The organism is Thiohalobacter sp. COW1, assembly GCF_016629505.1.
Taxonomy (GTDB): domain Bacteria; phylum Pseudomonadota; class Gammaproteobacteria; order Thiohalobacterales; family Thiohalobacteraceae; genus Thiohalobacter; species Thiohalobacter thiocyanaticus_A.
This window is the reverse complement of record NZ_AP024239.1, coordinates 2,423,601-2,447,163: the sequence shown is the minus strand read 5'-3', so window position 1 is coordinate 2,447,163 and position 23,563 is coordinate 2,423,601. Positions and strand designations below refer to the sequence as shown.

Below are 23,563 nucleotides of genomic sequence, written 5' to 3'. Positions count from 1 at the left end.
TGGGATATGAGCGAATCGACCGGACAGTACACTGAGTTGGAGCAGCGCCTGCTGAACGATTTTCAGCAGGATCTGCCGCTGTCGCCCACGCCCTATGCCGATATGGCCGCGCGCTTGGGTGTGAACGAGCAGACCGTGCTGGAGACGCTGGCCGGACTGCAGGCTGGCGGCGCAGTCAGTCGGGTCGGCCCGGTGTTCCGGCCCAACAGTATCGGCGTGAGCACCCTGGCCGCCCTGGCCGTCCCGCCGCATGCCCTCGAGCGGGTGGCCGCCTGGTTGAATGGGCTGCCGCAGGTCAATCACAACTACGAGCGCGAGCATGAGTTCAACCTCTGGTTCGTGGTCACGGCCGCCGACCGCGACGAACTGGATGCCGTGCTCGACCAGATCGAGGCCTGGAGCGGCTGCCCGGTGCTGGACCTGCCGATGCTGGAGGATTACTTCATCGACCTGGGCTTCGAGCTGAACTTCGCTCCGCGGGGGAGAGGGCAATGAAGATGCATCCGCTCCAACTGGATGACCGCGACCGGGCCCTGGTAGCCCTGATCCAGAAAGGCCTGCCACTGGTACCGCGCCCCTATGCCGAGCTCGGACGGCGCATCGGCATGGCCGAGGACGAGGTCATGCAGCGATTGGACAAGCTGCGCCTGTCCGGCGCCATCAAGCGCTTCGGCGTGATCGTGCGTCACCGTGAACTGGGCTATCGCGCCAATGCCATGGTGGTGTGGGATGTGTCGGAGGCGGAGATTGCCGAACTGGGCAACTGTCTGGCGCGCTACCCCTTCATCACCCTGTGCTACCGTCGGCCGCGGCGCCTGCCGCACTGGCCCTATAACCTGTTCACCATGATTCACGGCCAGTCGCGCGCGGCCGTGTGCGGCAAGCTGGCCCAGGTGATCGGTGAATGCGGTCTGGATGACATCCCGCACGAAATCCTGTTCAGCCGCCGCCGCTTCAAACAGTGCGGGGCGCGCTACTGCACGGCGGGCGAGTCGGTGGAACCCGCCCGTGTGCATGAGGAGGCCACGGCATGACTGCCGCCATGCAGGAACTGAGTGCGCTGGACCGGGCCATCATCAACCGGCTGCAGGACGGTATCCCGGTGTGCGAAGCCCCCTATGCCGAACTGGCCGCTGAACTCGGCAGCGATGAGACGACGCTGCTCCAGCGGCTCCAGGCGCTGAAGGCCGCCGGTTACCTGAGCCGTATCGGCCCCATGTACAACGTCGAGCGCATGGGGGGTGCTTTTACGCTGGCCGCCCTGCGGGTGCCGGAGGCGCGTTTCGACGAGGTCGCCGCTATCGTCAATGCCTTCCCCGAAGTCGCGCACAACTACCGGCGCGAGCATGCCTTCAATATGTGGTTCGTGCTCGCGGTGGCGGATGCTGCCGATATCGCCTGCGTCTTGAGCCGCATCAAGGCGGCGACCGGCCTCGAGGTCTACAACTTTCCCAAACAGGAAGAGTTCTACCTGAGGTTGAAATTCGATGTCTGAGGCATTGGCCGCCACGGTTTCGCCGGACGACGCAGCACTCGAACGGCGTCTGATCGAGCTGACTCAGCAAGGTCTGCCGCTGGTGCCGCATCCCTATCATCAGCTGGCCGACCGGCTCGACGTGACGGCCGGCGAGGTGATGGAGGCCTTCCGACGTATGCAGGCGAGCGGGGTGGTGCGCCGCATCGCCGCCGTACCCAACCACTACCGCCTGGGCTTCCGCGGCAACGGCATGTCGGTGTGGGATATCCCCGACGGCCTGGTCCGCGAGGCCGGACGCGAGATCGGCGCCCTGGACTTTGTCAGCCACTGCTACATCCGTCCCCGCGCCCTGCCGGACTGGCCCTACAACCTGTTCGCCATGGTTCACGGCCGCAACCACGACGCCGTGTACGACCAGGTCGCACGGATTGCCGATATGCTGGGCGAACGGGTGCAGCACTACGACGTCCTGTTCAGCACCGAGGTGCTGAAGAAGACAGGTTATCGGAGTGCGGCGACAAAAACGCAGAGGCGCGGAGACGCAGAGGAATGAATTTCATTATTGCCATCTCTGCGCCTCCGCGCCTCTGCGTTAATGACATTCAGCTCAATAGGTGAACGAAATGTTCCGGATCACACGCTATCTGCAGGCCATCAATGACGGAACTCCCTTCCGCCCGACCGGCGACCCGCCCGGGCCGGTGGTGATCTGGAATCTGATCCGGCGCTGCAACCTGGCCTGCAAGCATTGCTATTCCATTTCCGCGGACACCGATTTTCCCGGCGAGCTGGATACGCAGCAGGTCTACGAGGTGATGGATGACCTGCGGGCCTACGGCGTGCCGGTGTTGATCCTGTCCGGCGGCGAGCCGCTGCTGCGGCCGGACATATTCGACATCTCCAGGCGCGCCAAGGCCATGGGCTTCTATGTCGGGCTGTCCACCAACGGCACCCTGATCGACGAGAAGATGATCGAACCGATCCGTGAGGTCGGCTATGACTATGTCGGCATCAGCCTGGATGGCATTGGCGAGACCCACGACTATTTCCGGCGCAAGCAGGGTGCCTTCACCGAGGCGCTGCGCGGTATCCGTCTGTGCCGGGAAGCCGGCATCAAGGTCGGCATGCGCATGACGCTCACCCGCGACAACGCCCAGCAGCTGCCCGAGGTGGTGCGGCTGATGGAAACCGAAGGAGTGGAGAAGTTCTATCTCTCGCACCTCAACTACGGCGGGCGCGGCAACCGCAACCGCAAGGACGACGCTCATCATCGCATGACCCGCGAGGCCATGGACTATCTGTTCGACACCTGCTGGGACTACATCGAGGCCGGCACGCCGCGCGAGTTCGTCACCGGCAACAACGATGCCGATGGCGCCTGGCTGCTGCGCTGGGTGCAGCGCCGCTTCCCCGAGCAGGCCGCCGATATGGAACGACGTCTGCGTGACTGGGGCGGCAACGCCTCGGGCCGCTGGATCGCCAACATCGACAACCTGGGCGAGGTCCACCCTGATACCTTCTGGTGGGATTATCCGCTGGGCAACGTCAAGGACAGGCCCTTTTCGGCCATCTGGCAGGATACCTCCGATCCCCTGATGGCGGGCCTGAAACAGAAGGAGCGACCGCTGGAGGGTCGTTGCGCCGCGTGCCGTTACCGCGGCATCTGCGGCGGCAACACCCGGGTGCGCGCCTGGCAGCTCACCGGCAATCCCTGGGCCGAGGACCCGGCCTGCTACCTGGACGATGACGAGATCGGCGTGGCCGGCGGCGAGCGGCTGGCGGTGACGCCTTATAAACGTGCAACGCAGAGACGCAGGGACGCAGAGGTCGCAAAGGAATACAGGAAGGGGAAGGTGTACATCCCGGTCGAGCCGGTTTGAGCGTTGTGGTATTGAATCCACGGATGAACACGGATCAAGGATTGAATTTTGCTGTGAAGAGTACCGTCATTCCCGCGCAGGCGGGAATCCATATACCGCCGCGGCTACTGGATCCCCGCCTGCGCGGGGATGACGCTGTGTAGCCGTGACAGCGAGCCGGGATAAGCACAGCATTGACGGCAATGCCGGTCTTGGTGGATTGCAGAAATGAATTTCATCCATGTTCATCCGCGTTCATCCGTTGCCATTCTCCGCTTCTGCTTGTTGTGGCTGCTGTCACTGCTGCCGCCGGCCGTCCTCGCAGCGGAACCCGCCGCAAGGCAGCTCTATCAGCAGCACTGCGCCGAGTGCCACGGCGACAACCGCCTCGGCGGCATGGGGCCGGCGCTGCTGCCCGATGTGATGCGGCGGCTCGAGCCCGAACAGGCGGTGGGCGTGATAGCGCAGGGGCGGCCGGCGACGCAGATGCCGGCTTACGGCGACAAGCTGTCGACGACCGATATCCAGGTCCTGGTCGACCACATCTTCACGCCGCCGGCGACTACACCGGCGTGGGCTGAGCCGGACATCGAGGCCACGCACCGGCTGCGGGTGCAACGGGATGCGCTGCCGGCCGGGCCTGTGCACGAGGCCGACCCGCTCAACATGTTCGTGGTGGTGGAGCTGGGTGATCATCATGCCAGTATCCTCGATGGCGACAGCTTCGAGGTATTGAAGCGCGTGCCCACCCGCTACGCCCTGCACGGCGGGCCCAAGTATTCACCGGACGGGCGCTTCGTCTATTTCGCCTCGCGCAATGGCTGGATCGCCAAGTTCGACATGTACAGCCTGCAGTACGTGGCCGAGGTGCGGGCCGGCATCAATACCCGCAACCTGGCCGTGTCCGGGGACGGCCGCTATGTGATGGTGGCCAATTACCTGCCGAATACCCTGGTGCTGCTGGATGCCCGTGACCTGCGTCTGCTCAGGGTCTTCGAGGTGGCCGACGATCACGGCAACGGCTCGCGGGTGAGTGCGGTCTACGACGCCCCGCCGCGGCAGAGCTTCATCGCCGCGCTCAAGGATATCCCCGAGGTCTGGGAGATCCGCTATGCCGACAATCCGCTGCCGGTGTACAAGGGCCTGATGCACGATTACCGCATGGAGGAGGGCGCGGTCGACCGCGGCCCCTTCCCGGTGCGGCGCATCAGGCTGGACGATTACCTCGACGACTTCTTCTTCGATCAGAGCTATACCCACCTGATCGGCGCGGCCCGCAACGCCAGCAACGGCCAGGTGGTGCATCTCGATGTGGGCAGAAAGATCGCCGAGCTGGAGCTGGACGGCCTGCCGCATCTGGGCTCGGGCATCACCTGGGAATACGAGGGCCGCCCCGTGCTGGCCACGCCGCATCTGAAGAAAGGCGAGGTCAGCGTCATCGATATGCAGAACTGGAAGACCATCAAGCGGATCAGGACCGACGGCCCCGGCTTCTTCATGCGCAGTCACGAGAACACGCCCTACGCCTGGGTGGATGCCTTCTTCGGCCCGAACCGGGACAAGGTGCACATCATCGACAAGCGCACCCTGGAGATCGTGAAGACGTTGCAGCCGGTGCCAGGCAAGACGGCCGCACATGTGGAGTTCGATCGCAGCGGCGAACATGCCCTGCTCAGTATCTGGGACATGGACGGGGCAGTGATTGTCTATGACGCCGAGACCTTCGAGGAGGTCAAACGCCTGCCCATGGTCAAGCCCTCGGGCAAGTACAACGTCCACAACAAGATCAGTCGCTCCGCCGGGACCAGTCATTGAGAGTTGAGCCTTGTCCAACAGATACAAGAGACAGGTCGGATCGCAGCCCGTAGGGCGGATTAGCACGCAGTGCGTAATCCGACATAGACAGCCATCCATGTCGGGTTACGCTGCGCTAACCCGACCTACCTGAAAGGCAGGCAGTAGCTTGGGCTTCACGTTGTTCAGCCCAACCTGCGGGAGCTTTGCGCCTCCCGGTTGATCCGAATCAGCCGCGGCGCAATTCGCCAGGGTGTTGATTTCCTGACGCACAGTCCGCCCTCGACATCCCGCCAGCCCCGGCTATATTCGAGGCAATGACGCGGGAGGAGGTATGAGCAGTAACATCTTCGTCGTCGGCGCCGACCCCTTCAATATGGAAAAGGTGCGCCGGCTGAATCTCGGCGTCGACCATCGCATCCACGAACTGCTGAGCTTCGACGAGGTCAAGGGCGGCGGCTATTACCCCGTCGAGGACTGCCTGGCGCTGGCCGAGCAGCGGCTGGCGGCCTTCGACGGCAGCATCGATGCCATTGTCGGCTACTGGGATTTCCCTGTGACCGCCATGACCGCCATCCTGTGCCGGCGTCACGGCCTGACCACGCCCACGCTGGAGAGCGTGCTGCGTTGCGAGCACAAGTACTGGAGCCGGCTGGAGCAGTGCCGCGCGATTCCGGAATTCACCCCGGGTTTCACCCAGGTGGACCCCTTCAGCGACGACGAGATCAATAACATCGAGCTGCCGTATCCGTTCTGGATCAAGCCGGTCAAGGGCACGGACTCGCTGCTGGCATTCAGGGTCAGGAACCGCGAGGACCTGCGCAACAGCATCGCGGCCATCCGCCGCGAGATCCATCGCATCGCCGAGCCCTTCGATCACATCCTTTCGCATGCCCGGCTGCCGGAGGAGATCGTGCCCGTAAAGGGTCATCACTGCATCGTCGAGGAGTTGGTCCCCGGCCGCCAGTGCACGGTCGAGGGCTATGTGCATGACGGCGAGGTGCACCATCACGGCATCATCGATTCCATCAACTATCCGCAGTCATCCTCCTTTCTGCGTTACCAGTATCCCTCGCGGTTGCCGCGGCGGGTCAAGGATCGTGCCGTCGAGGCGACGCGGGAACTGATGCAGCACATCGGCTACGACAATGCCACCTACAATGTCGAATACTTCTACCAGCCGAAAACGGAGAAACTGGTGTTGCTGGAGATCAATCCACGGCTGTCGCAGTCGCACAGCGACATGTTCGAAAAGGTGGATGGGGCCTCCAATTTACAGATCATGGCCGAACTGGCGCTCGGGCAGCCCCCGGATTTTCCCGTCCGCGAGGGCCGTTACGGCTGTGCCGCCAAATTCCATGTGCGGGTGTTCGAGGACGGTATCGCGACCCATGTGCCGGACGGGAATGAGCTCGAGCAGATCCGCCAACGCTTTCCGGGCACCCTGATCGAGCTGAAGATAAAACCGGGCATGCGCCTGTCCGAGTTGATCGAGCAGGACAGTTACAGCTACGACATCGCCCACATCCACACCGGGGCGGGGAACCAGAAGGAACTGCTGGAGAAGTTCAACCGGATCCTGGAGGCGCTGCATTTCGAGTTCGCGCCAGTGGGTGCGGATGAGGATGAGGTGCCGGCAGTCCCCGGAATCGCTGTGCAGTGAGATCCGACGGGGACTCAGGTCAGGCCCTCGGCCCGATCCTCCAGCGCATCCCGGTCGTGGATGGTGACCTGGGCGCCCCTGATGCTCAGGATGCCGCTGTCCTGCAGATTGCGCAGGATGCGCGAGAAGGTCTCGGGCTTGACCGACAAGCGCGAGGCCATCACCCCTTTGGGGATGTCCAGCCGGAATTCATCCTGGTCCTCGGGGGCCATCTTCAGCAGATAGCTGGCCACCCGGCAGGTGCCGCTCTGCAGGCTGAGGTTGTCGATCTCGGCGATCAGGCCGCGCAGGCGCTGGCTCATGTCACCCATGAGCAGGAAGCAGGTGTCGATGGAGTCGCGCAGCATGGCGGCGAAGTCGCGCGAGTCGATGGAGACCAGTTCGCAGGGCCCCAGGGCGGTGGCGTTGACCGGATAGGCCGGCCCTTCCAGGAACATCAGGGCCTCGGCGAAGGTGTTGCCGGCGCTGACGATGTCGATGACCTTCTCGTTGCCCTCGGGGGAGAGTCGGGAGAGCTTGATCTGACCGGAAACCACATAAAAAAAGCGGTCGGCCGGATCGCCCTGGGCGAACAGGGGCTGGCCCTCATCCAGCCGGAGCAGGCGGGCGCGCTGGGCGGCCCGGTCCAGCTGGGCCGGCGTCAGGCGGGCGAACAGCAGGTGCCGGGACAGATGTTGCTTGAGTTCCTCGCTCAAACCTGTATTTCCTTTGCCACTTTAAGGTAGTGTTGCTTGATGAATGTCAATGTTCTCAATCTGAAATAACCGTCTAATTTGCTCAGGATCGACCAACCAGGAGGCCAGTTCAATGTCACAAGTCTTCACCAAGGCGATGGCGCGCAACATCTTCTATGGTGGCAGCGTGTTCTTCATCCTGCTGTTTCTGGCGCTCACCTTCGATACCAGTCAGGCCCTGCCTGAGCGGGATAACCGACAGAACCTTACCGAGAAGGTGGCGCTGGGTAAAGCGGTCTGGGAGGAAAACAACTGCCTGGGCTGCCACACCCTGCTGGGCGAAGGGGCCTATTACGCCCCCGAACTGGGCAATGTGTACAAGCGCTTCGGCGAGAGCAAGGAGGCCATCAAGGCCTTCATCGCCAGCCGCCCCGCGGACGGAATCCCGGGCCGGCGCAGCATGCCCCAGTTCAACCTCAGCGAGGAAGAACTGGAGGCGGTGGCGGAATTTCTGAAGTACACCTCGGAAATCAACACCGCCAACTGGCCCCCGAATATCCAAGGTTAATCAGGTAGGAGAGCCGAGCCATGCAATACAAATCACAAGCCGTTGCCAAGCCCTACTTCATCGCGGCCATTGGCCTGTTCGTCGGGCAGATCCTGTTCGGTCTGATCCTGGGGCTGCAGTACGTGGTGGGAGACTTTCTGTTTCCCGAGATCCCCTTCAACGTGGCCCGCATGGTCCACACCAACCTGCTGATCGTCTGGCTGTTGTTCGGCTTCATGGGGGCGTCCTATTACCTGGTCCCCGAGGAGGCCGAGACCGAGCTGCACAGCCCGGGGCTGGCGATCCTGATGTTCTGGGTGTTCCTGGTCGCCGGGGCCCTGACCGTGCTGGGCTACCTGCTGGTGCCCTATGCCAGCCTGGCCCAGATGACCGGCAATCACCTCTGGCCGACCATGGGCCGCGAGTTCCTGGAGCAGCCCACCATCACCAAGATCGGCATCGTCGTGGTGGCCCTGGCCTTCCTCTACAACATCGGCATGACCATCCTCAAGGGCCGCAAGACGGTGGTCAGCCTGGTGCTGCTGATCGGGCTGGTCGGTCTGGCGGTACTGTTCCTGTTCGCCTTCTACAATCCGGAGAACCTGGTCAAGGACAAGTTCTACTGGTGGTGGGTGGTGCACCTGTGGGTCGAGGGCGTTTGGGAGTTGATCATGGGGGCGATCCTGGCCTTCGTGCTGATCAAGCTCACCGGCGTGGACCGCGAGGTGATCGAGAAGTGGCTCTATGTCATCATCGCCATGGCCCTGATCACCGGCATCATCGGCACCGGCCACCATTACTTCTGGATCGGCACGCCCGAGTACTGGCAGTGGTGGGGCTCGATCTTCTCGGCCCTGGAGCCGCTGCCCTTCTTCATGATGACGGTGTTCGCCTTCAACATGGTCAACCGCCGCCGCCGCAACCATCCCAACAAGGCGGCCATGCTGTGGGCGCTGGGCACGGGCGTGATGGCCTTCCTCGGGGCGGGCGTGTGGGGCTTCCTGCATACCCTGGCGCCGGTGAACTACTACACCCACGGCTCGCAGATCACCGCGGCGCACGGCCACATGGCCTTCTATGGCGCCTATGTGATGATCGTGCTCACCATCATCTCCTACGCCATGCCCCTGCTGCGCGGCCGCGAGACGGCCAACAGCAACCGCTCGCAGGTGGTGGAGATGTGGTCCTTCTGGTTGATGACCGTGTCCATGGTGTTCATCACCCTGTTCCTGACCGGGGCCGGCATCCTGCAGGTCTGGCTGCAGCGCTACAGCAGCGATCCGCTGCCCTTCATGGTGGTACAGGAGAAGATCGAGCTCTTCTACTGGATGCGTGAGGTGGCCGGCGTGGTCTTCTTCATCGGGCTGATTCTGTACGTCGCTCACTTCTTTGTCGGCCAGCGTGAGCCCGATGCCAGCGCCAAGCCGCTGCCGGCCGTGACACCGGCTGAGGCCTGAGGTGGGGAGGCGCAGGTGAATGCCGCAGTACAGGCCATGATCGGAAGACCGGGCAGGGTTGTACTTCCGGACGAACAGGCACAGGGAAGTGCCGTCGGTGAGGCGCCGGAGCGGACGACCTGGCCTCCGGGTGATCTGGCGATCTGGATCTTCATCCTGGCCGAACTGGCGGTGTTCGCGATCTTCTTCGCCGCCTACGCCTTCGCCCGGATGGGGGAACTGGAGTTGTTCGTCGCCTATCAGCAGACCCTGGACACGAACCTGGCGCTGATCAACACCCTGGCGCTCATCACCAGCAGCTATTTCGTGGTGCGGGCCGTGGGTCGGATCCGGATTGGCGATGCCGGCGGCTGTATCCGCTGGCTGATCGGTGCCCTGGTGCTGGGCGGGCTCTTCCTGGGCGTGAAATCGCTCGAGTATGCGCACCTGTTCGCTGAAGGGGTGCGGCTGTCGACCAACACCTTCTACACCTTCTATCTGTCCCTGACCTTCTTTCACTTCCTGCACGTGGTCATGGGCATGGTGATCCTGGCCGCGGTGGCGGTGAAGGCCGCACAGGGCCATTACGGCCGCGGGGAGCATACCGGCGTGGAAACCGGGGCCTCCTACTGGCACATGGTGGATCTGGTCTGGCTGATCCTGTTCCCGCTGGTCTATGTGATGTGAGGACAGCGATATGAGCGCAATCCGCCCCGAGACCCTGGTGTGGCTGCTGCTGGTGGCCCTGACCCTGCTGACCTGGGGTGTCGGCCAGGAAGGGTTGAACGGCCCGGCTGTCTCGCTGGGGCTCCTGGCCGTGGCCCTGGTCAAGGGTCACCTGGTCGGCGATTTCTTCATGGGGCTGAGACGGGTGCGCGGTCTCTGGCGCTGGGTGATCGCCCTGTGGCTGCTGCTCCCGGGCGGGCTGATCGCGCTGGCCTTCGTGTTGGCCGCACGCTGAAATTCACGATAAAACCAAGCCGAGGTAATACCAATGGACACACAAGTCGCCGCCAACATCTCCACCGATGACGGCCTGCCCTTCTACCTGCCCCAGGGCAACGAGGTCGCCCTGTTCGAGCATGCCTACCGCCACCGTCTGCCCATGCTGATCAAGGGACCGACCGGCTGCGGCAAGACCCGCTTCGTGCACTACATGGCGGCGCGCCTGGGTCGGCCGGTCTATACCGTGGCCTGCCATGACGATCTGACTGCCGCCGACCTGGTCGGGCGCCACCTGATCGGTGATGGCGGCACCTTCTGGAGCGACGGGCCGCTCACCCGCGCCGTGCGCGAGGGAGCCATCTGTTATCTCGACGAGGTGGTCGAGGCGCGCAAGGACACCACGGTGGTGCTGCACCCGCTGACCGACGATCGCCGCATCCTGCCCATCGAACGCACTGGCGAGACCCTGCAGGCGCCGCCGGAGTTCATGCTGGTGGTCTCCTACAACCCCGGCTACCAGAACCTGTTGAAAGGCATGAAGCCCAGTACCCGCCAGCGCTTCGTGGCGGCCAGTTTCGATTTTCCCGCGCCGGAGGCGGAGCAGGCCGTGATCCAGGGCGAGACCGGCATCGACAGCAAGGACGCCGGTCTGCTGGTGCGCCTGGCCGGCGCCCTGCGTGCGCTCAAGGACCATGACCTGGAGGAGGCTGCCTCGACCCGATTGCTGGTCTATGCCGCCACCCTGATGCAGGGCGGCTTCGATGTGCGCGCGGCCTGCCGTGCCGCCCTGGTCGAGCCGCTGAGCGACGACGAGGACACCATCACCGCCCTGATGGAGGTGGTGGACGCGAGTCTGCCCCGGTGAGGTCTGGCGGTGAATAACGCAGAGGGCGCGGAGACGCGGAGACGCAGAGAATGATTGGTGTAGGTCGGGTTAGCGCAGCGTAACCCGACAGGGCTGCGGAGGACGTCGGGTTACGCCCTGTGGGCTAACCCGACCTACATGATTGTCTGGCGAGGCCGAAACATGCCGAATGCGAACAACACATCATTGATGTTCTTTGCGTCTCCGCGCCTCTGCGTTGATATCACCCGGCCGGACAGAAACCATGGCTGAGGGCGGCCAGCGCCTGGCCATCGCCGCCGAGGCCCTGTACCTGGTGAACCTGCTGCTGGTGCCGGGACTGGCCTTCCTGATCCTGGCGGTGCTGTTCCTGCGCCGCGGTCGGGCCGGGCAGTTGGCCCGCAACCACCTGGAACAGGCCTTTGCCGCCAGCTGCTGGGCCGGGGTGCTGCTGATCGGGGTCGGCGGCGCCATTGTGCTGCTCGGGGATATCGAGGGCATGATCACCTGGGTGGTGGGCATCATCTACCTGGTCTGCATGCACGCCACCCTGGTGCTGCTGGGCGTACTGGGCCTGGCGCGGGCCCTGTCCGGCAAGGCATGGCGCTATCCGCTGGTGGGGTGGCCGTTCCGTTGACATGCCATCTGCCCGCGAGGACTTGTGAGAGTTGCGACTGACCTGACATGAAACCGTTACTGCCCAGAACGAACTACCAGCGCCGCCGGGCCCTGACCCAGGTCGGCTTCTTCGTGCTGTTCATCCTGGCGCCGCCGCTGGACATCTTCCGCTTCGACCTGACCCTGGGCCATTTCATCCTCTTCGGCCAGCCCTGGACCCTGGGCATCGCCGAGTTCCGTGAGGGCCTGATCGGCCCGGGCGAGGCCGTGCTCAATATGTTTCTGCGCGGCTTCCTGCCGCTGTTCGGCGGCGCGGCCCTGTTCATCTGGATCGCCTGGCGCTGGGGTCGGCTGTACTGCGGCTGGCTGTGCCCGCACTATTCGGTGGTGGAACTGGTCAACGGCCTGATGCGCCGGGCCAGCGGCAGGCCCAATCTGTACGAGAAGCGCAAACTGCCGGAGTGGCTGCCCAACGGCACCCGGATCAGCCCGAACAGCCGCTACTGGCCGCCGACCCTGGTCACGGCCGTGGCCTTCGCCTTCATCTGGGCCCTGACCCTGCTGACCTACCTGCTGCCGCCGCAGGAGATCTATCACAACCTGCTGCATGCGGAGTTGACCCGCAGCCAGTTTATCTTCCTGACCGCGGCCACCACCGCGTTCAGCATCGAATTCATCTTCGCCCGACACCTGTTCTGCCGCTTCGGCTGTGCCGTCGGCCTGTTCCAGAGCCTGGCCTGGATGGGCAATAACAAGGCCATGGTGGTCGGCTTCGATACCCGCCGCGCGAAGAGCTGCCAGGACTGCAACAACGCCTGCGACAACGCCTGTCCCATGCGACTGAACCCGCGCACACTGAAGCGCAAGATGTTCACCTGCACCCAGTGCGCCGAGTGCATCTCCGCCTGCACCCAGGTGCAGGCGCCGAAGGGCCAGCCCTCGCTGCTGCAATGGGTGAGTGACGAGGCGGCCCTGCAGGTGGTCACGGGCCGGCCGGCGCAGCCTAAAACAAGGCCCCCGGCACCTGCCCCCGGGCGGATGGAAACCGACAGCTGCTGCGGCTCCGGGGCCTGCGGAGGCTGAATTGATGGTTAAGGAACTTCTGATTAATTACAAAATACCCGTCATTGCGATGCCCAGACCCGAAGGGTGGGGTACCCATCATGAAACCCGAAGGGATTCTATGGGAGAAGCGTGGCAATCTCCAACCGACTGGTCCTGCATTACGAGATTGCCACGCTTCGCTCGCAATGACGAATAAATCAGATGTTTCTTTGCATTTAAGACACATCAAGGCGGTTGCAACCGGTCCGGACCAGACTTGTAGCCATACACGCATCGGAGCCCATTGATGGAAGAACATGTCGGCCAGCTCTGGCACCGGCTGATCACCCGGGCCGCGCAGCGCTCTCATCCGCAGGCGACGGTGACCCTGGACGAGGTCGCCACGCCGATTGGTGTGTTCTTCCGCGCCCTGGGCGGCGACGGCGGCCTGCAGGTGCAGCCGGCCGAGGCCACCGATTACCGCGGCCGGCGCAGCCTGCTGCAGCGGGTGGCGGGCAGCCAGCGCAAGGTGCGCCTGGCCTGGCGCGACGAACAGGCCCTGCGCCTGCCGCCGGCCATCGACTGGTTCGATACGCCGGCGTTGAACCGCGACCTGTATTTCTGGCTGGCCGCGCTGGCGGCCACCCCGCATGACCTCGCCAGTCACTGGGTGCTGCGCAACCAGCAGCTGTGCCGGGTGGCCCTGCAGCGTTTTCCGGGCCTGCGCCCCCGCTACCGGCGTCTGCTCGAGGCCCATCTGGCGCAGCGGCCGGATCCCGGGCGTCTGCCTGCTGCCGAGGCGGAGCAGGAACGGCTCCTGCAGCAGGCCCTGCGCGAACCGGGCGCGGTCGGCACCTTTCCGGCGGCGCGCCGTGAACCCTGGCCGGTGCCCCTGTGGCTGCACCCATCGCCACCACTGGTCGCCGCCGCGACCGCAGCCGACCCGGGCGAGGGGAACAATGCCCACGAGGGCGGCCAGAAGGAGTTGGAGAACGAGGGCCGGCGCCGCGCCGAGCGGGTGGATAAGCCGCAGGAGGACCGCGGCCTGGTCACCATCCGCATGGAGAACATCTTCAGCTGGAGCGAGTACGTCAAGGTCGATCGCAGCACCGATGACGAGGAGGATCTGGACCAGGCGGCCGACGCCGCCCGCGACATGGACACCCTGTCCGTGAGCCGTGACGACAAACCGGCCAGGGGACGGCTGAAATTCGATCTCGATCTGCCCGCCGAGGCCAATGACGACAGCGTACTGAACGACGGCCTGCTGCTGCCGGAGTGGGATCATCGCAAGGGTGTGCTGGTCCCGGACCATTGCCGGATCAGCCTGATGAGCGCGCTCGATGCGGTGCCGATCGAACTGCCCGAACACCTGCGGCCGACCGCGCGGCGGCTGCGCAACCAGTTCTCCCTGCTCACGCCGGGCCGGCAGTGGCTGCGGGCCCAGCCCGACGGTTCCGAGATCGATCTCGATGCCTACCTGCGCTATGCCGGTGACCGCCGGGCCGGCATCCAGGCCCATGCCGATGGCCTGTTCCGGGATCTGCGCCAGAATCGCCGCGACCTGTCCTGCCTGCTGATGGCGGACCTGTCGCTGTCGACCGATACCTGGATCGATAACGACATGCGGGTGATCGACGTGATCCGCGACGCCCTGTTCCTGTTTGCCGAGACCCTGAGCTCGGTCGGTGACCCCTTTGCCCTGTACGGCTTCTCCTCGCGCAAACGCGATCCGGTGCGGGTGCATCAGCTCAAGGATTTCGGGAGTCGCTACGACGGTCGCACCCGGGCCCGGATCCAGGCCATCAAGCCCGGCTACTACACCCGCATGGGCGCGGCCATCCGCTATGCCACCCGGGAACTGGAGCGCCAGGCCACCGAGACCAAACTGCTGCTGCTGCTGACCGATGGCAAGCCCAACGACCTGGACCGTTACGAGGGCCGCTATGGTATCGAGGACACCCGCAAGGCCATCATCGAAGCCCGGTCGCAGGGCCTGCAGCCCTTCTGCGTGACCATCGATTCCAGGGGCAACGACTACCTGCCCTACCTGTTCGGCCGGCGCGGCTATGCCGTCATCCACCGGCCGGCGCAGCTGCCGCGCACCCTGCCGATGCTCTATTCGCGGCTGACCGGCGCCTGATCAGGGGAAGGATGTAGTGTAGGTCGGGTTAGCCCGGCAGGGCGTAACCCGACATTCTGCGTCTGGTGTCGGGTTACGCTACGCTAACCCGACCTACGTTGCCTTGTATGCATTAAATCGTCCGTGCTTTCCGTGTATTCCGTGGCGCCCTTGAAAGTCCTGATCACCCCGGCTTGCCGTCCACCCGCGCCCGCACCAGCACCGGGGCATAGACCCACACGAAGGCGGCGAAGGCGCCGATCCACAGCAGACCCGACAGCACCACCCACAGGCTGTACTGCTCCGGCAGCAGCAGGGGCGGGAAGATCCGCACCAGGGCGCCAAGATTGAGCAGGACGAAGCCCAGGTTGGTCAGCCGGGCCGACTGCATCATGCGGCCGGTGTGGCCCAGGGCGACGCGTGCCATCATGCCCAGGGTGAAGCCGCCGATCACGCCGATGGTCAGCGCATGCAGCGCCAGGTTGGGCGCCAGCAGTCCGAGATCGGCCAGGCCCTTGAGCAGCAGACCGACGACGACCCAGGCATAGGCGACGTACAGCACCAGCAGGATCGGCAGCGAGCCGATCCCCGGTTTGATCCAGCCGGCGACCCGTACCAGCTGCACCAGGGCGGCCGCGAGTGCCATCAACCCTGCGGCCCGGGGCCAGCCGCCCACGTCGGCCGCCAGCATGCCGAGCAGGGTGGCGAAGGTGGCCAGTTCGATCAGGCGGCTGCGCCGGCACTCGCTGCAGGCCAGCACCGCTTCGGTGAAAAAGGGCAGCACCCGGCCGGTGATCATCAGGATCAGCAGCAATACGGTATCGAGCATCAGCAGTATGCCCGGCCGGGCCGTGGCCGCGGTCAGGCCCAGGGCCTGGAGGTGCATCAGGGCGTTGGCGGTGAACATCACTCCGAGCAGTAGCAGCAGTACCCGGTTGGCCTTGTTGGGGCTGGCAAAGATGGGGCCGGCCAGGCTCAGGGCCAGGGCCGGCAGAAAGACGAGATCCACGGCGGCGATGGTCCAGGCGGGCAGGGCGGGAACGAAGAACAGGGTCCTGCCCAGCAGCCACAGTCCGGCCAGGGCCGCCAGCGGAGCGCCGTTTAGGGTGTCCACCCCGCTCCAGTTGCGCACCGCGGTCAGCAGGAAGCCGGCGATCACGGCGGCGGTGTAGCCGAACAGCATCTCGTGCGCATGCCAGTTGATAACATCGAAGTAGGGCGCAGGTGTCAGGACACCGGTCCAGATGCCGAGCCACAGCGCCATCAGGGCCAGTCCGGCCAGGCCCGCGGCGAGAAAGAAGGGGCGAAAGCCCAGCGCGAAGGGGGCGTAGACGGGCTGCCGGGTGTCGCGGCTGTGATCGTGAAGCTGCGTCAATGCCATCGGGGTGTCCTTGCGGGCAATATTACCTGAGCGCCATCCTGCGGTATCGAGTCTGGCCGCGACCTTGATGTGGGTCAAGGGCGACCACGCGTTCTGCGCGGGATGTTGGCAGGGCAGAAGGAAAAAAAGGGGCGGGATGGGGAGATCCCGCCCCCGGCAACATTGCCGATGCCGACAGTTGCGCCGGCATCAAGGTGTCGTGACGACACCATAGCGAGGTGACCATGGCACGATATGCCTCTGGACGCGGATCAGCATGCCCCGGGCCGGGCCAGCCGGCATTGACTTTGATCAAGCCGGCCGCCCCGGGGCTGTGCCATCCTGCCGCTTCACTGGAAGAGGCGCCATGGCACTGTCCGATTACGTCAACACCCTGGGCCGGGATCTGCTGCGCCGCCACGGCGAGCGGGTGCACAAGCTCAGCCTGCACGCCGGTTTCACCTGCCCCAACCGCGACGGCAGCAAGGGGATCGGCGGCTGCAGTTTCTGCAACAACGCCTCCTTCGCGCCCATGGCGCGGGAACGCGCCGCGGTGCGCGAGCAGATCGCCTCCGGCCGGCGGGTGATCCGTCGCCGCACCGGGGCGCGCAAATATATTGCCTATTTCCAGGCCTATACCAATACCTACGGCGAACTCGAACGTCTGAAGGCCCTGTATGACGAGGCCCTGGCCGAGCCGGACGTGATCGGCCTGGCCATCGGTACCCGACCGGACTGCGTCCCCGACGCCGTATTGGATCTGCTGGCGGACTACCGCGACCAGGGGCATGAAGTCTGGCTGGAACTGGGCCTGCAGTCGGCCTTCGACACCACCCTGGAGCGGGTCAATCGCGGCCATGGCTGGGCCGAATACGCCGCCACCCTGCGGGCCGCCCGCAGTCGCGGCCTGGCGGTCTGCACCCATCTGATCATCGGGCTGCCCGGCGAAGCGCGCTGGCATGCGCGCCAGAGCCTGCTGCGGGTACTGGCGCTCGGCGTGGACGGGCTCAAGCTGCATCCGCTGCACGTGGTCAAGGGCACGCGGCTGGCCAACGAATGGCGCCGCGGCGAATACCGGCCGCTGACGCAGGCCGAATACGTGGACATTGCCGCCGACCTGATCAGGGTCACCCCGCCCGAGGTGGTTTATCACCGGGTCACCGCCACGGCCGCAACGCGCATCCTGCTGGCGCCGGACTGGTGTGCGCGCAAGTGGCGGGTCCTCAATGCCATCGAAGCCGCCCTGGCAGACCGCTGCCGGGTCCCGGCAATATCTGATGAGGTGGAACATGGAACTGGTCTGTCCGGCGGGTAACCTGCCCTCGCTCAAGGCGGCCGTGGATGCCGGCGCCGATGCCGTCTACCTGGGTTTTCGCGACGACACCAACGCCCGCCACTTCGCCGGTCTGAATTTCAGCCATGAACAGCTGCGCGAGGGGGTGGATTATGCCCATGCCCGCGGCCGCCAGGTGCTGCTGGCGATCAACACCTATGCCCGCCCGGACGGCTGGATGCGCTGGCAGCAGGCCGTGGATCGCGCGGTGGCGCTGGGGGTGGATGCGCTGATCATCGCCGACATGGGGGTACTGGAGTACGCCACGCAGCGCTATCCCGAACAACGGCTGCACCTGTCGGTACAGGCCTCGGCGACCAGTGTCGAGGCGCTGCGCTTCTATCATGAACAGTTCGGCGTACGCCGTGCCGTCCTGCCGCGGGTGCTGTCGCTGCGCCAGGTCGAGACACTGGTGGAGAAGAGTCCGGTGGAAATCGAGGTGTTCGGCTTCGGCAGCCTGTGCGTGATGGTCGAGGGCCGCTGCTATCTGTCCTCCTACGTCACCGGCGAGTCGCCCAATACCTGCGGCGCCTGTTCGCCGGCCCGCTTCGTGGACTGGCAGGAGCAGGCCGACGGGCTGCATACCCGTCTCAACGGCATCCTGATCGACCGCTTCCTGCCCGAGGAACAGGCCGGCTACCCGACCCTGTGCAAGGGGCGCTTCGATGTCTGCGGCCGGGTCGGCTATGCCATCGAGTCCCCCACCAGCCTCAATACCCTGGACCTGCTGCCGCGCCTGCTCGGCGCCGGCGTGGCGGCGGTGAAACTCGAGGGCCGTCAGCGCAGCCCGGCCTATGTGGCCCGGATCAGCCGGGTCTGGCGCGAGGCCATCGATGCCTGCCGGCGCGACCCGGCCGGCTACCGGCCGCGTCCGGAATGGATGGCCGCCCTCGACGAGGTGGCCGAGGGGGCGCGCACCACCCCCGGTGCCTACCACCGGCCCTGGCAGTGAGGTCGGCATGCTGAAGCTCGCGCTGGGTCCCGTCCCCTATTTCTGGCCGCGCAACGAGGTCCTGCGCTTCTACGAGGAGATGGCACAGGCCCCGGCCGAGATCATCTACCTGGGCGAGACCGTGTGCGCCAAGCGTCGCCAGCTTGCCCTCGAAGACTGGCTGATGCTGGGCGAAGGCCTGGCGGCGGCGGGCAAGCAGGTGGTGCTGTCCACCCTGACCCTGATCGAGGCCGAGTCCGAGCTCGGCGCGCTGCGCCGGCTGTGTGCCGATACCCCCTTCATGGTCGAGGCCAATGACATGGCCGCCATCCAGCTGCTGCAGGGCCGCGACTTCGTGGCCGGCACCGGGATCAATGTCTACAATCATCTGGCCCTGTCGCGGCTGGCCCGGCTGGGGCTGCGGCGCTGGGTGCTGCCGGTGGAACTGGATCACCAGGCCCTGGCCGATCTGCAGCGACTGCGCCCGGCCGGGGTCGAGACCGAGGTGCTGGCCTGGGGCAGGCTGCCGCTGGCGCACGCCGCCCGCTGCTTCACCGCCCGCGCCCATGGCCTGCCCAAGGATGACTGCCAGTTCCGCTGCCGGGACTATCCCGACGGTCTGCTGCTCAAGACCCGGGAAGGGGAGCCCTTTCTCAACCTCAACGGTATCCAGACCCAGTCGGCCTTGAGTCAGTGTCTGATCGGCGAACTGCCCGCGCTGGAGGCCCTGGACGTGGATGTGTTGCGGTTGATACCCCAGGCACAGGGCATGGGCGAGGTGATCGGCCTGTTCGACCGGGCCCGGCGGGGCGATCTGGACGCCGCCGAGGCCCGCCGGCGGCTGGCGCAGCTGGCGCCGATCGGCCTGTGCAACGGTTTCTATCGGGGCGGGCCCGGGATGGAAATGATTGTCGGACGTGAAGCGTGAGGTGTGAGAAGGATGGGTAGATTCTGCTGGGGACTGGTGGTGCTGTTGCTGCTGCTGACCGGGGGTATGGCATATGTCTTCGTCTGGCAGGGCAGTGTGCGGCCGGCGGCGGATGGCCGCACCGCCATCGTGCTCGCGCCCGGCGAGCGGGCACTGATCCTGACCGAGATGCGCGGCTTCGTCGACAGCATCCAGCAGATCACCGAGGGCCTGGGACGCGAGGACATGGAGGCGGTGGTGCAGGCCGCGCGCAAATCGGGCCGCGCGGCCCAGCAGCAGGTGCCCGCCCCGCTCATGGGCAAGCTGCCGCTGGCCTTCAAGCAGCTGGGCCTGGATACCCACCAGCAGTTCGACCAGCTGGCGCTGGATGCCGAACAACTGGGCGATCCGGCCCACAGCCTGCAGCAGTTGGGCCGGTTGATGCAGAACTGCGTCGCCTGCCATGCGACCTATCGGCTGGAGGTGGGGGAATAAGTCCGGGGCGGATGCAATCAATCTGCGCAGTGTACATTAGCCGTTATGGCGATGCCGGATGAATTCACAGCAGCCTGCTCGATTCATTGCTGGATAATCCCTGGTCCGCATTCTTCCTGATCAGACTGATTATTCCTACCGATTTCCCTCCGCGTCGTCTGCAATGCCTCGCGAATGCCGGGCGTGACGCCCTTCAGTCGCAGGCCTGTCTCAACCACCTGCCGGGCGGCATCCGCGCAGCCCTGCGCCAGCAGCGCCCGGGCCAGATTGTTGTGGGCGGCGGCGTTGTCGGGATCGAGTTCCAGCGCCTGGCGATAGGCCGCTTCCGCTGCCTCATACTCGCCGGCGAGATAGTGCGTATTGCCCAGGCCGTACCAGGCCGCGGGGCGCTGCGGCCAGTGCCGGCTGGCGGTGGCATAGGCCCGACGGGCGGTGTCGATCCGGCCGGTGGACTCCAGGTCGGCGGCGGCCTGGAGGTAGCGGTCCGGGTCGGGGTCGGCGGGCAGGTGATCGGGCGGCAGGACGACCAGGGCCCAGTGCCCGGCACGGCGCCAGGTGCGCAGGAACAGGTCGCGGTCCATGAGCTTGCGCCGCTCGGTGCCGGAACGCAGGATGAAGCGGCGCTCGCGGCTGCTGTAGCCGATGACGACGGCGTAGTGCCAGCGCGGCAATGCCGCGATGCCCAGGTTCTGCAGCACCAGTACCGGATGGCCGGCCTGCAGCTGTCGGATCAGCGCCTCGATGTCGGGGTCGGGGTGATAGGGCAGGCGTTCGTGGCGCCGCACCGCGGCCACCAGTTCGTCCTGCAGACTGCCGTGCCGGCCCGGCAGAAAGACTTCCGGCGTCAATTCCCCCGGCCCGGTCTCCACCCCGGCGCTGTTGAGCACCGTGGCCAGTGCGGCGGGGCCGCATTGATAGGCCTGCTGGGGATGAAAGGGGACCGCGGCGAGTTCGACCTCGACCGGCGTCGGCCCCGGCCGTTCAGTGAGGGACGGCTGGCCGGCGCAGCCCGCCAGCAGCAGGGCGGCGGCCAGCCAGACGTGGCGGTGCGGCATCAGATGCCGGTGAAGATGTCCGTGACATCGAGCAGCTCGAGGATGAGCAGGACCACGAATACGATGCCGACCACTTCGATGACGCCGGCGCCGGCGGGCAGCTGCTTCATATTGGCCGCCAGCCGCTGCAGCTCGGCAGCGGTCAGGCCACCCAGCCGTTGCTCGACCTTGGCGGGATCGACCCCGAGTTCCAGCATCTGCTGGCGGACATCCGCGCGATTCAGGCCGGCCCGGACCTCGGCCATGTGCAGGGCACGGGCCTCGGCCGCGAGCATCTCCCCGGTGCCCACCAGCCCGGTCTGGGCCGCAGCGGGAAAGGTGGCGAAAAGGAAATTCAGGATCAGGGCAAGAATGCCGGCGCGTTTCCAGTGCTGAGGGCGCATGGGGACCTCCCGTGGTTGTTGTAGATTGTTTCCGTATCCTAGGGTCTGACCTCCCGGCGGGATGTGCGCGAGATCACGAAACCCGACATGGATCGTCGTTGCTGCAGGGATAACTATAGACAATCCCGGCGTTTATTGCCGAAATCCCCGATGCCGAGCAGTGGAATCGTCCGTGCCGGCCGAGCCGTGCCGGGCCAGGCTGAGCAGCCGCTGCAGGGCCGGATCCGGTTCCCAGCCGGCCAGGAAGTTCTTCACCTCCAGGCCCAGTTCGGTGTCGCCGCGCAGCCGCAGCCGGCGCTGGAAGAAGAGGGTGTCGGGGTCGGTTTCGCGCCGCAGCAGCGTGGCATAGGTTGCCAGGTCGGCCTCGATCAGCAGATCCGGCCGGCGCGGCGAGCCCGGGCTGACCAGTCGCCTCCGGTCACCGCTGAGCGCGAGCCGCAGCGGCGTTTCGGCCAGGGCAATGACCACCATCCGGCCCTGCATGAAATCGAGTTCGCCCCGGCGCAATGCGTTGGCGAAGGCCAGGTTCAGGACGGCCAGGCTCGGCCGGGTCCACAGCGGCCGCGGCAGTCGGCTCAAGGCGATGACCGGCAGCGGGGGGCGGTTCATGCCAGCCTCAGCCAGTATTCGTGCACCCGGGCGTCCCGCCCCAGTTCGGGATGGAAGGCGCAGCCCACGTGGCGCCCCTGGCGTACCGCCACCGGCCGTCCCGCATGCGTTGCCAGCACCTCCAGAGGCGCGCGGGCATGGATGGCCGGGGCGCGGATGAAAGCCGCGCGCATGCCGGAGAATTGCCCGCCTTCCAGACTGGCAATGAAGCTCTCGCGCTGGCGGCCGTAGTGATTGCGATCGACCTCGGCCGTCAGCAGTCTCAGCGGGCTGACGCGGGCGTCATTCGTATGGGTGCACATGAGGATGAGACCGGCGCAGGTGCCGAGCAGCGGATGTCGCTGGGCGAAACAGGCAATGGCGCGGTCCAGGCTCGCGTGCTGCAGCAGCTGGCTGAGGGTGGTGGACTCGCCGCCGGGCAGGATCAGCCCGGCCAGGCCGTCCAGATCGGCGGGTCGGAACACCGGGCGGGCCGCACGGCCGAGTTGTGTCAGCATGCGGGCGTGCGCCTGCACATTGCCCTGCAGCGCGAGGACGCCGATGGGCGGGCTACCAGCCACGCTTGGCCAGGCGCTGAGCGTCCGGCAGTCCGCCGAGCTCCAGCCCGGGCATGGCGCCCTTGAGGCCGCGGGAGACCGCCGCCAGCACGGCCGGATCCTGGTGGTGGGTGGTGGCGCGGACGATGGCCGCGGCCCGCGCGGCGGGATCCTCGGAGCGGAAGATGCCGGAGCCGACGAAGACCGCTTCTGCCCCCAGTTGGCGGACCAGCGCGGCGTCGGCCGGCGTGGCCACGCCGCCGGCGGAGAAGTTGGGGACGGGCAGTGCGTCCTGTTCGGCCACCTGGCAGATCAGTTCGTAGGGCGCCCCCAGCGCCTTGGCCCGGCTCATCAGCTGGCCCGGGTCGAGTTGAGTGAGTTCACGTATCTGGGTCTGGATGCGACGCTGGTGACGTACCGCCTCGACGATGTTGCCGCTGCCGGCCTCGCCCTTGGTGCGGATCATGGCCGCACCCTCGCCGATGCGGCGCAACGCCTCGCCCAGGTCGGTGGCGCCGCAGACGAAGGGAATGGCGTAATCCCACTTGTGGATATGGTGTTCCTCATCGGCCGGCGTGAGCACTTCGCTTTCGTCGATGAAATCCACCGCCAGGGCCTGCAGTATCTGAGCCTCGGCGAAATGGCCGATGCGGCACTTGGCCATGACCGGGATGGACACCGCCGCCTGGATGGACTGGATCAGGGCTGGATCGGACATGCGCGCCACCCCGCCATCGCGACGGATGTCGGCCGGAATGCGCTCCAGCGCCATCACTGCCACCGCGCCGGCGGCCTCGGCGATACGCGCCTGTTCGGCATCGGTGACGTCCATGATCACGCCGCCGCGGAGCATCTCTGCCAGGCCGCGCTTGAGTTGAAAGTCATCGGCCTCGAAGCGTGAGGCCAGGTTCCAGGTCATCGGATATACCCG

The 23,563-nt window shown here is 65.7% G+C and carries 26 protein-coding genes; 19 read left to right on the top strand and 7 right to left on the bottom strand.

The features are described from left to right. Positions 1 to 6: 6 nt before the first annotated feature. From COW1_RS11480 to COW1_RS11450, 7 genes are all read left to right on the top strand, one after another. Positions 7 to 495, top strand: coding sequence for an Lrp/AsnC family transcriptional regulator (locus tag COW1_RS11480; protein WP_201344278.1), 489 nt, complete (start codon positions 7 to 9; stop codon positions 493 to 495). After that, on the top strand, positions 492 to 1,034 hold the full coding sequence (locus tag COW1_RS11475) for an AsnC family transcriptional regulator (RefSeq protein ID WP_201344277.1): 543 nt from the start codon (positions 492 to 494) through the stop codon (positions 1,032 to 1,034). The genes COW1_RS11480 and COW1_RS11475 overlap by 4 nt, the downstream gene beginning before the upstream one ends. Then, entirely contained in the window at positions 1,031 to 1,495 is a 465-nt protein-coding gene (locus COW1_RS11470) for an Lrp/AsnC family transcriptional regulator (RefSeq protein WP_201344276.1), read from the top strand. The genes COW1_RS11475 and COW1_RS11470 overlap by 4 nt, the downstream gene beginning before the upstream one ends. After that, on the top strand, positions 1,488 to 2,030 hold the full coding sequence (locus tag COW1_RS11465; RefSeq protein ID WP_096364335.1) for an Lrp/AsnC family transcriptional regulator: 543 nt from the start codon (positions 1,488 to 1,490) through the stop codon (positions 2,028 to 2,030). The genes COW1_RS11470 and COW1_RS11465 overlap by 8 nt, the downstream gene beginning before the upstream one ends. 70 nt (positions 2,031 to 2,100) lie before the next feature. Further along, positions 2,101 to 3,357, top strand: a complete 1,257-nt coding sequence (nirJ, locus tag COW1_RS11460; protein WP_201344275.1) for a heme d1 biosynthesis radical SAM protein NirJ — start codon at positions 2,101 to 2,103, stop codon at positions 3,355 to 3,357. A gap of 207 nt (positions 3,358 to 3,564) precedes the next feature. Continuing rightward, positions 3,565 to 5,151, top strand: a complete 1,587-nt coding sequence (locus COW1_RS11455) for a nitrite reductase (protein WP_201344274.1) — start codon at positions 3,565 to 3,567, stop codon at positions 5,149 to 5,151. Positions 5,152 to 5,464: 313 nt separating this feature from the next. Beyond that, complete coding sequence (locus tag COW1_RS11450) at positions 5,465 to 6,793, top strand: acetyl-CoA carboxylase biotin carboxylase subunit family protein (protein ID WP_201344273.1); 1,329 nt, start codon at positions 5,465 to 5,467, stop codon at positions 6,791 to 6,793. 14 nt (positions 6,794 to 6,807) lie between these two features. Here COW1_RS11450 and COW1_RS11445 read toward each other — a convergent pair whose 3' ends face one another. Further along, entirely contained in the window at positions 6,808 to 7,488 is a 681-nt protein-coding gene (locus COW1_RS11445; RefSeq protein ID WP_201344272.1) for a Crp/Fnr family transcriptional regulator, read from the bottom strand. 112 nt (positions 7,489 to 7,600) lie between these two features. Here COW1_RS11445 and COW1_RS11440 point away from each other — a divergent pair, with 112 nt between their 5' ends. The 8 genes from COW1_RS11440 to COW1_RS11405 all read left to right on the top strand — a co-directional run bounded on the left by COW1_RS11440 (position 7,601) and on the right by COW1_RS11405 (position 15,044). After that, on the top strand, positions 7,601 to 8,035 hold the full coding sequence (locus COW1_RS11440) for a cytochrome c (protein ID WP_096364345.1): 435 nt from the start codon (positions 7,601 to 7,603) through the stop codon (positions 8,033 to 8,035). Positions 8,036 to 8,055: 20 nt separating this feature from the next. Next, positions 8,056 to 9,471: a cbb3-type cytochrome c oxidase subunit I gene (locus COW1_RS11435; RefSeq protein ID WP_096364347.1), complete on the top strand. Its 1,416-nt coding sequence runs from the start codon at positions 8,056 to 8,058 to the stop codon at positions 9,469 to 9,471. 36 nt (positions 9,472 to 9,507) lie between these two features. Further along, on the top strand, positions 9,508 to 10,137 hold the full coding sequence (locus COW1_RS11430) for a cytochrome c oxidase subunit 3 family protein (protein WP_096367447.1): 630 nt from the start codon (positions 9,508 to 9,510) through the stop codon (positions 10,135 to 10,137). A 10-nt stretch (positions 10,138 to 10,147) separates the two neighbouring features. After that, entirely contained in the window at positions 10,148 to 10,411 is a 264-nt protein-coding gene (locus tag COW1_RS11425; protein WP_096364350.1) for a cytochrome C oxidase subunit IV family protein, read from the top strand. 33 nt (positions 10,412 to 10,444) lie between these two features. Further along, entirely contained in the window at positions 10,445 to 11,260 is an 816-nt protein-coding gene (locus tag COW1_RS11420) for a CbbQ/NirQ/NorQ/GpvN family protein (protein ID WP_096364352.1), read from the top strand. A gap of 244 nt (positions 11,261 to 11,504) precedes the next feature. Continuing rightward, positions 11,505 to 11,876 carry a hypothetical protein gene (locus tag COW1_RS11415; RefSeq protein WP_201344271.1) on the top strand — a complete coding sequence of 124 codons (372 nt, stop codon included), beginning with the start codon at positions 11,505 to 11,507 and terminating at the stop codon, positions 11,874 to 11,876. A 47-nt stretch (positions 11,877 to 11,923) separates the two neighbouring features. Beyond that, positions 11,924 to 12,940, top strand: a complete 1,017-nt coding sequence (locus COW1_RS11410; RefSeq protein WP_172844229.1) for a 4Fe-4S binding protein — start codon at positions 11,924 to 11,926, stop codon at positions 12,938 to 12,940. A 268-nt stretch (positions 12,941 to 13,208) separates the two neighbouring features. Further along, positions 13,209 to 15,044, top strand: coding sequence for a nitric oxide reductase activation protein NorD (locus tag COW1_RS11405; RefSeq protein ID WP_201344270.1), 1,836 nt, complete (start codon positions 13,209 to 13,211; stop codon positions 15,042 to 15,044). 163 nt (positions 15,045 to 15,207) lie between these two features. Here the strand turns inward: COW1_RS11405 and COW1_RS11400 are convergent, their stop codons facing one another. Then, positions 15,208 to 16,404: an NnrS family protein gene (locus COW1_RS11400; protein ID WP_201344269.1), complete on the bottom strand. Its 1,197-nt coding sequence runs from the start codon at positions 16,402 to 16,404 to the stop codon at positions 15,208 to 15,210. Positions 16,405 to 16,750: 346 nt separating this feature from the next. Between COW1_RS11400 and COW1_RS11395 the strand changes: the two genes are divergently transcribed. Genes COW1_RS11395 through COW1_RS11380 form a run of 4 tightly spaced genes read left to right on the top strand, consistent with a single transcriptional unit; the run spans position 16,751 to position 20,049 of the window. Continuing rightward, positions 16,751 to 17,698, top strand: a complete 948-nt coding sequence (locus COW1_RS11395; protein ID WP_201344268.1) for a TIGR01212 family radical SAM protein — start codon at positions 16,751 to 16,753, stop codon at positions 17,696 to 17,698. Next, on the top strand, positions 17,673 to 18,668 hold the full coding sequence (locus COW1_RS11390; RefSeq protein WP_096364360.1) for a peptidase U32 family protein: 996 nt from the start codon (positions 17,673 to 17,675) through the stop codon (positions 18,666 to 18,668). Before COW1_RS11395 ends, COW1_RS11390 begins: the two co-directional genes overlap by 26 nt. 7 nt (positions 18,669 to 18,675) lie before the next feature. Next, positions 18,676 to 19,575, top strand: a complete 900-nt coding sequence (locus COW1_RS11385; protein WP_201344267.1) for a U32 family peptidase — start codon at positions 18,676 to 18,678, stop codon at positions 19,573 to 19,575. Positions 19,576 to 19,587: 12 nt separating this feature from the next. Then, a complete protein-coding gene (locus COW1_RS11380) occupies positions 19,588 to 20,049 on the top strand; it encodes a cytochrome c (protein WP_201344266.1) in 462 nt (153 codons plus the stop codon). Between the two features lie 83 nt (positions 20,050 to 20,132). On the opposite strand, the gene COW1_RS11375 is transcribed toward COW1_RS11380, so the two are convergent. The 5 genes from COW1_RS11375 to pdxS form a co-directional block, all read right to left on the bottom strand. Further along, the gene (locus COW1_RS11375) at positions 20,133 to 21,104 is read right to left on the bottom strand and encodes a PA2778 family cysteine peptidase (protein ID WP_201344265.1); all 972 of its coding nucleotides are present in this window, start codon (positions 21,102 to 21,104) and stop codon (positions 20,133 to 20,135) included. Then, positions 21,104 to 21,487 (bottom strand): PA2779 family protein, encoded by a 384-nt coding sequence (locus tag COW1_RS11370; protein WP_201344264.1) that lies wholly within the window; start codon positions 21,485 to 21,487, stop codon positions 21,104 to 21,106. The genes COW1_RS11375 and COW1_RS11370 overlap by 1 nt, the downstream gene beginning before the upstream one ends. Positions 21,488 to 21,619: 132 nt before the next feature. Next, the gene (locus COW1_RS17135; protein ID WP_201344263.1) at positions 21,620 to 22,096 is read right to left on the bottom strand and encodes an SCP2 domain-containing protein; all 477 of its coding nucleotides are present in this window, start codon (positions 22,094 to 22,096) and stop codon (positions 21,620 to 21,622) included. Further along, positions 22,093 to 22,656 (bottom strand): pyridoxal 5'-phosphate synthase glutaminase subunit PdxT, encoded by a 564-nt coding sequence (gene pdxT / locus COW1_RS11360; RefSeq protein ID WP_201344262.1) that lies wholly within the window; start codon positions 22,654 to 22,656, stop codon positions 22,093 to 22,095. The genes COW1_RS17135 and pdxT overlap by 4 nt, the downstream gene beginning before the upstream one ends. Continuing rightward, a complete protein-coding gene (pdxS, locus tag COW1_RS11355; protein WP_096364372.1) occupies positions 22,646 to 23,551 on the bottom strand; it encodes a pyridoxal 5'-phosphate synthase lyase subunit PdxS in 906 nt (301 codons plus the stop codon). The genes pdxT and pdxS overlap by 11 nt, the downstream gene beginning before the upstream one ends. Positions 23,552 to 23,563 lie beyond the last annotated feature (12 nt).

Excerpts from the sequence above, each read along its gene's own strand:
- COW1_RS11480 (WP_201344278.1), top strand. The coding sequence starts at position 7 with ATGAGCGAATCGACCGGACAGTACACTGAGTTGGAGCAGCGCCTGCTG.
- COW1_RS17135 (WP_201344263.1), bottom strand. The coding sequence starts at position 22,096 with ATGAACCGCCCCCCGCTGCCGGTCATCGCCTTGAGCCGACTGCCGCGG.
- COW1_RS11390 (WP_096364360.1), top strand. The coding sequence starts at position 17,673 with ATGGAACTGGTCTGTCCGGCGGGTAACCTGCCCTCGCTCAAGGCGGCC.
- COW1_RS11370 (WP_201344264.1), bottom strand. The coding sequence starts at position 21,487 with ATGCGCCCTCAGCACTGGAAACGCGCCGGCATTCTTGCCCTGATCCTG.
- COW1_RS11420 (WP_096364352.1), top strand. The coding sequence starts at position 10,445 with ATGGACACACAAGTCGCCGCCAACATCTCCACCGATGACGGCCTGCCC.
- COW1_RS11375 (WP_201344265.1), bottom strand. The coding sequence starts at position 21,104 with ATGCCGCACCGCCACGTCTGGCTGGCCGCCGCCCTGCTGCTGGCGGGC.
- COW1_RS11435 (WP_096364347.1), top strand. The coding sequence starts at position 8,056 with ATGCAATACAAATCACAAGCCGTTGCCAAGCCCTACTTCATCGCGGCC.
- COW1_RS11450 (WP_201344273.1), top strand. The coding sequence starts at position 5,465 with ATGAGCAGTAACATCTTCGTCGTCGGCGCCGACCCCTTCAATATGGAA.
- COW1_RS11400 (WP_201344269.1), bottom strand. The coding sequence starts at position 16,404 with ATGGCATTGACGCAGCTTCACGATCACAGCCGCGACACCCGGCAGCCC.
- nirJ (WP_201344275.1), top strand. The coding sequence starts at position 2,101 with ATGTTCCGGATCACACGCTATCTGCAGGCCATCAATGACGGAACTCCC.
- COW1_RS11475 (WP_201344277.1), top strand. The coding sequence starts at position 492 with ATGAAGATGCATCCGCTCCAACTGGATGACCGCGACCGGGCCCTGGTA.
- COW1_RS11470 (WP_201344276.1), top strand. The coding sequence starts at position 1,031 with ATGACTGCCGCCATGCAGGAACTGAGTGCGCTGGACCGGGCCATCATC.
- COW1_RS11395 (WP_201344268.1), top strand. The coding sequence starts at position 16,751 with ATGGCACTGTCCGATTACGTCAACACCCTGGGCCGGGATCTGCTGCGC.
- COW1_RS11415 (WP_201344271.1), top strand. The coding sequence starts at position 11,505 with ATGGCTGAGGGCGGCCAGCGCCTGGCCATCGCCGCCGAGGCCCTGTAC.
- COW1_RS11440 (WP_096364345.1), top strand. The coding sequence starts at position 7,601 with ATGTCACAAGTCTTCACCAAGGCGATGGCGCGCAACATCTTCTATGGT.
- COW1_RS11430 (WP_096367447.1), top strand. The coding sequence starts at position 9,508 with ATGATCGGAAGACCGGGCAGGGTTGTACTTCCGGACGAACAGGCACAG.
- COW1_RS11455 (WP_201344274.1), top strand. The coding sequence starts at position 3,565 with ATGAATTTCATCCATGTTCATCCGCGTTCATCCGTTGCCATTCTCCGC.
- COW1_RS11465 (WP_096364335.1), top strand. The coding sequence starts at position 1,488 with ATGTCTGAGGCATTGGCCGCCACGGTTTCGCCGGACGACGCAGCACTC.
- COW1_RS11425 (WP_096364350.1), top strand. The coding sequence starts at position 10,148 with ATGAGCGCAATCCGCCCCGAGACCCTGGTGTGGCTGCTGCTGGTGGCC.
- COW1_RS11410 (WP_172844229.1), top strand. The coding sequence starts at position 11,924 with ATGAAACCGTTACTGCCCAGAACGAACTACCAGCGCCGCCGGGCCCTG.
- COW1_RS11405 (WP_201344270.1), top strand. The coding sequence starts at position 13,209 with ATGGAAGAACATGTCGGCCAGCTCTGGCACCGGCTGATCACCCGGGCC.
- COW1_RS11385 (WP_201344267.1), top strand. The coding sequence starts at position 18,676 with ATGCTGAAGCTCGCGCTGGGTCCCGTCCCCTATTTCTGGCCGCGCAAC.
- pdxS (WP_096364372.1), bottom strand. The coding sequence starts at position 23,551 with ATGACCTGGAACCTGGCCTCACGCTTCGAGGCCGATGACTTTCAACTC.
- COW1_RS11380 (WP_201344266.1), top strand. The coding sequence starts at position 19,588 with ATGGGTAGATTCTGCTGGGGACTGGTGGTGCTGTTGCTGCTGCTGACC.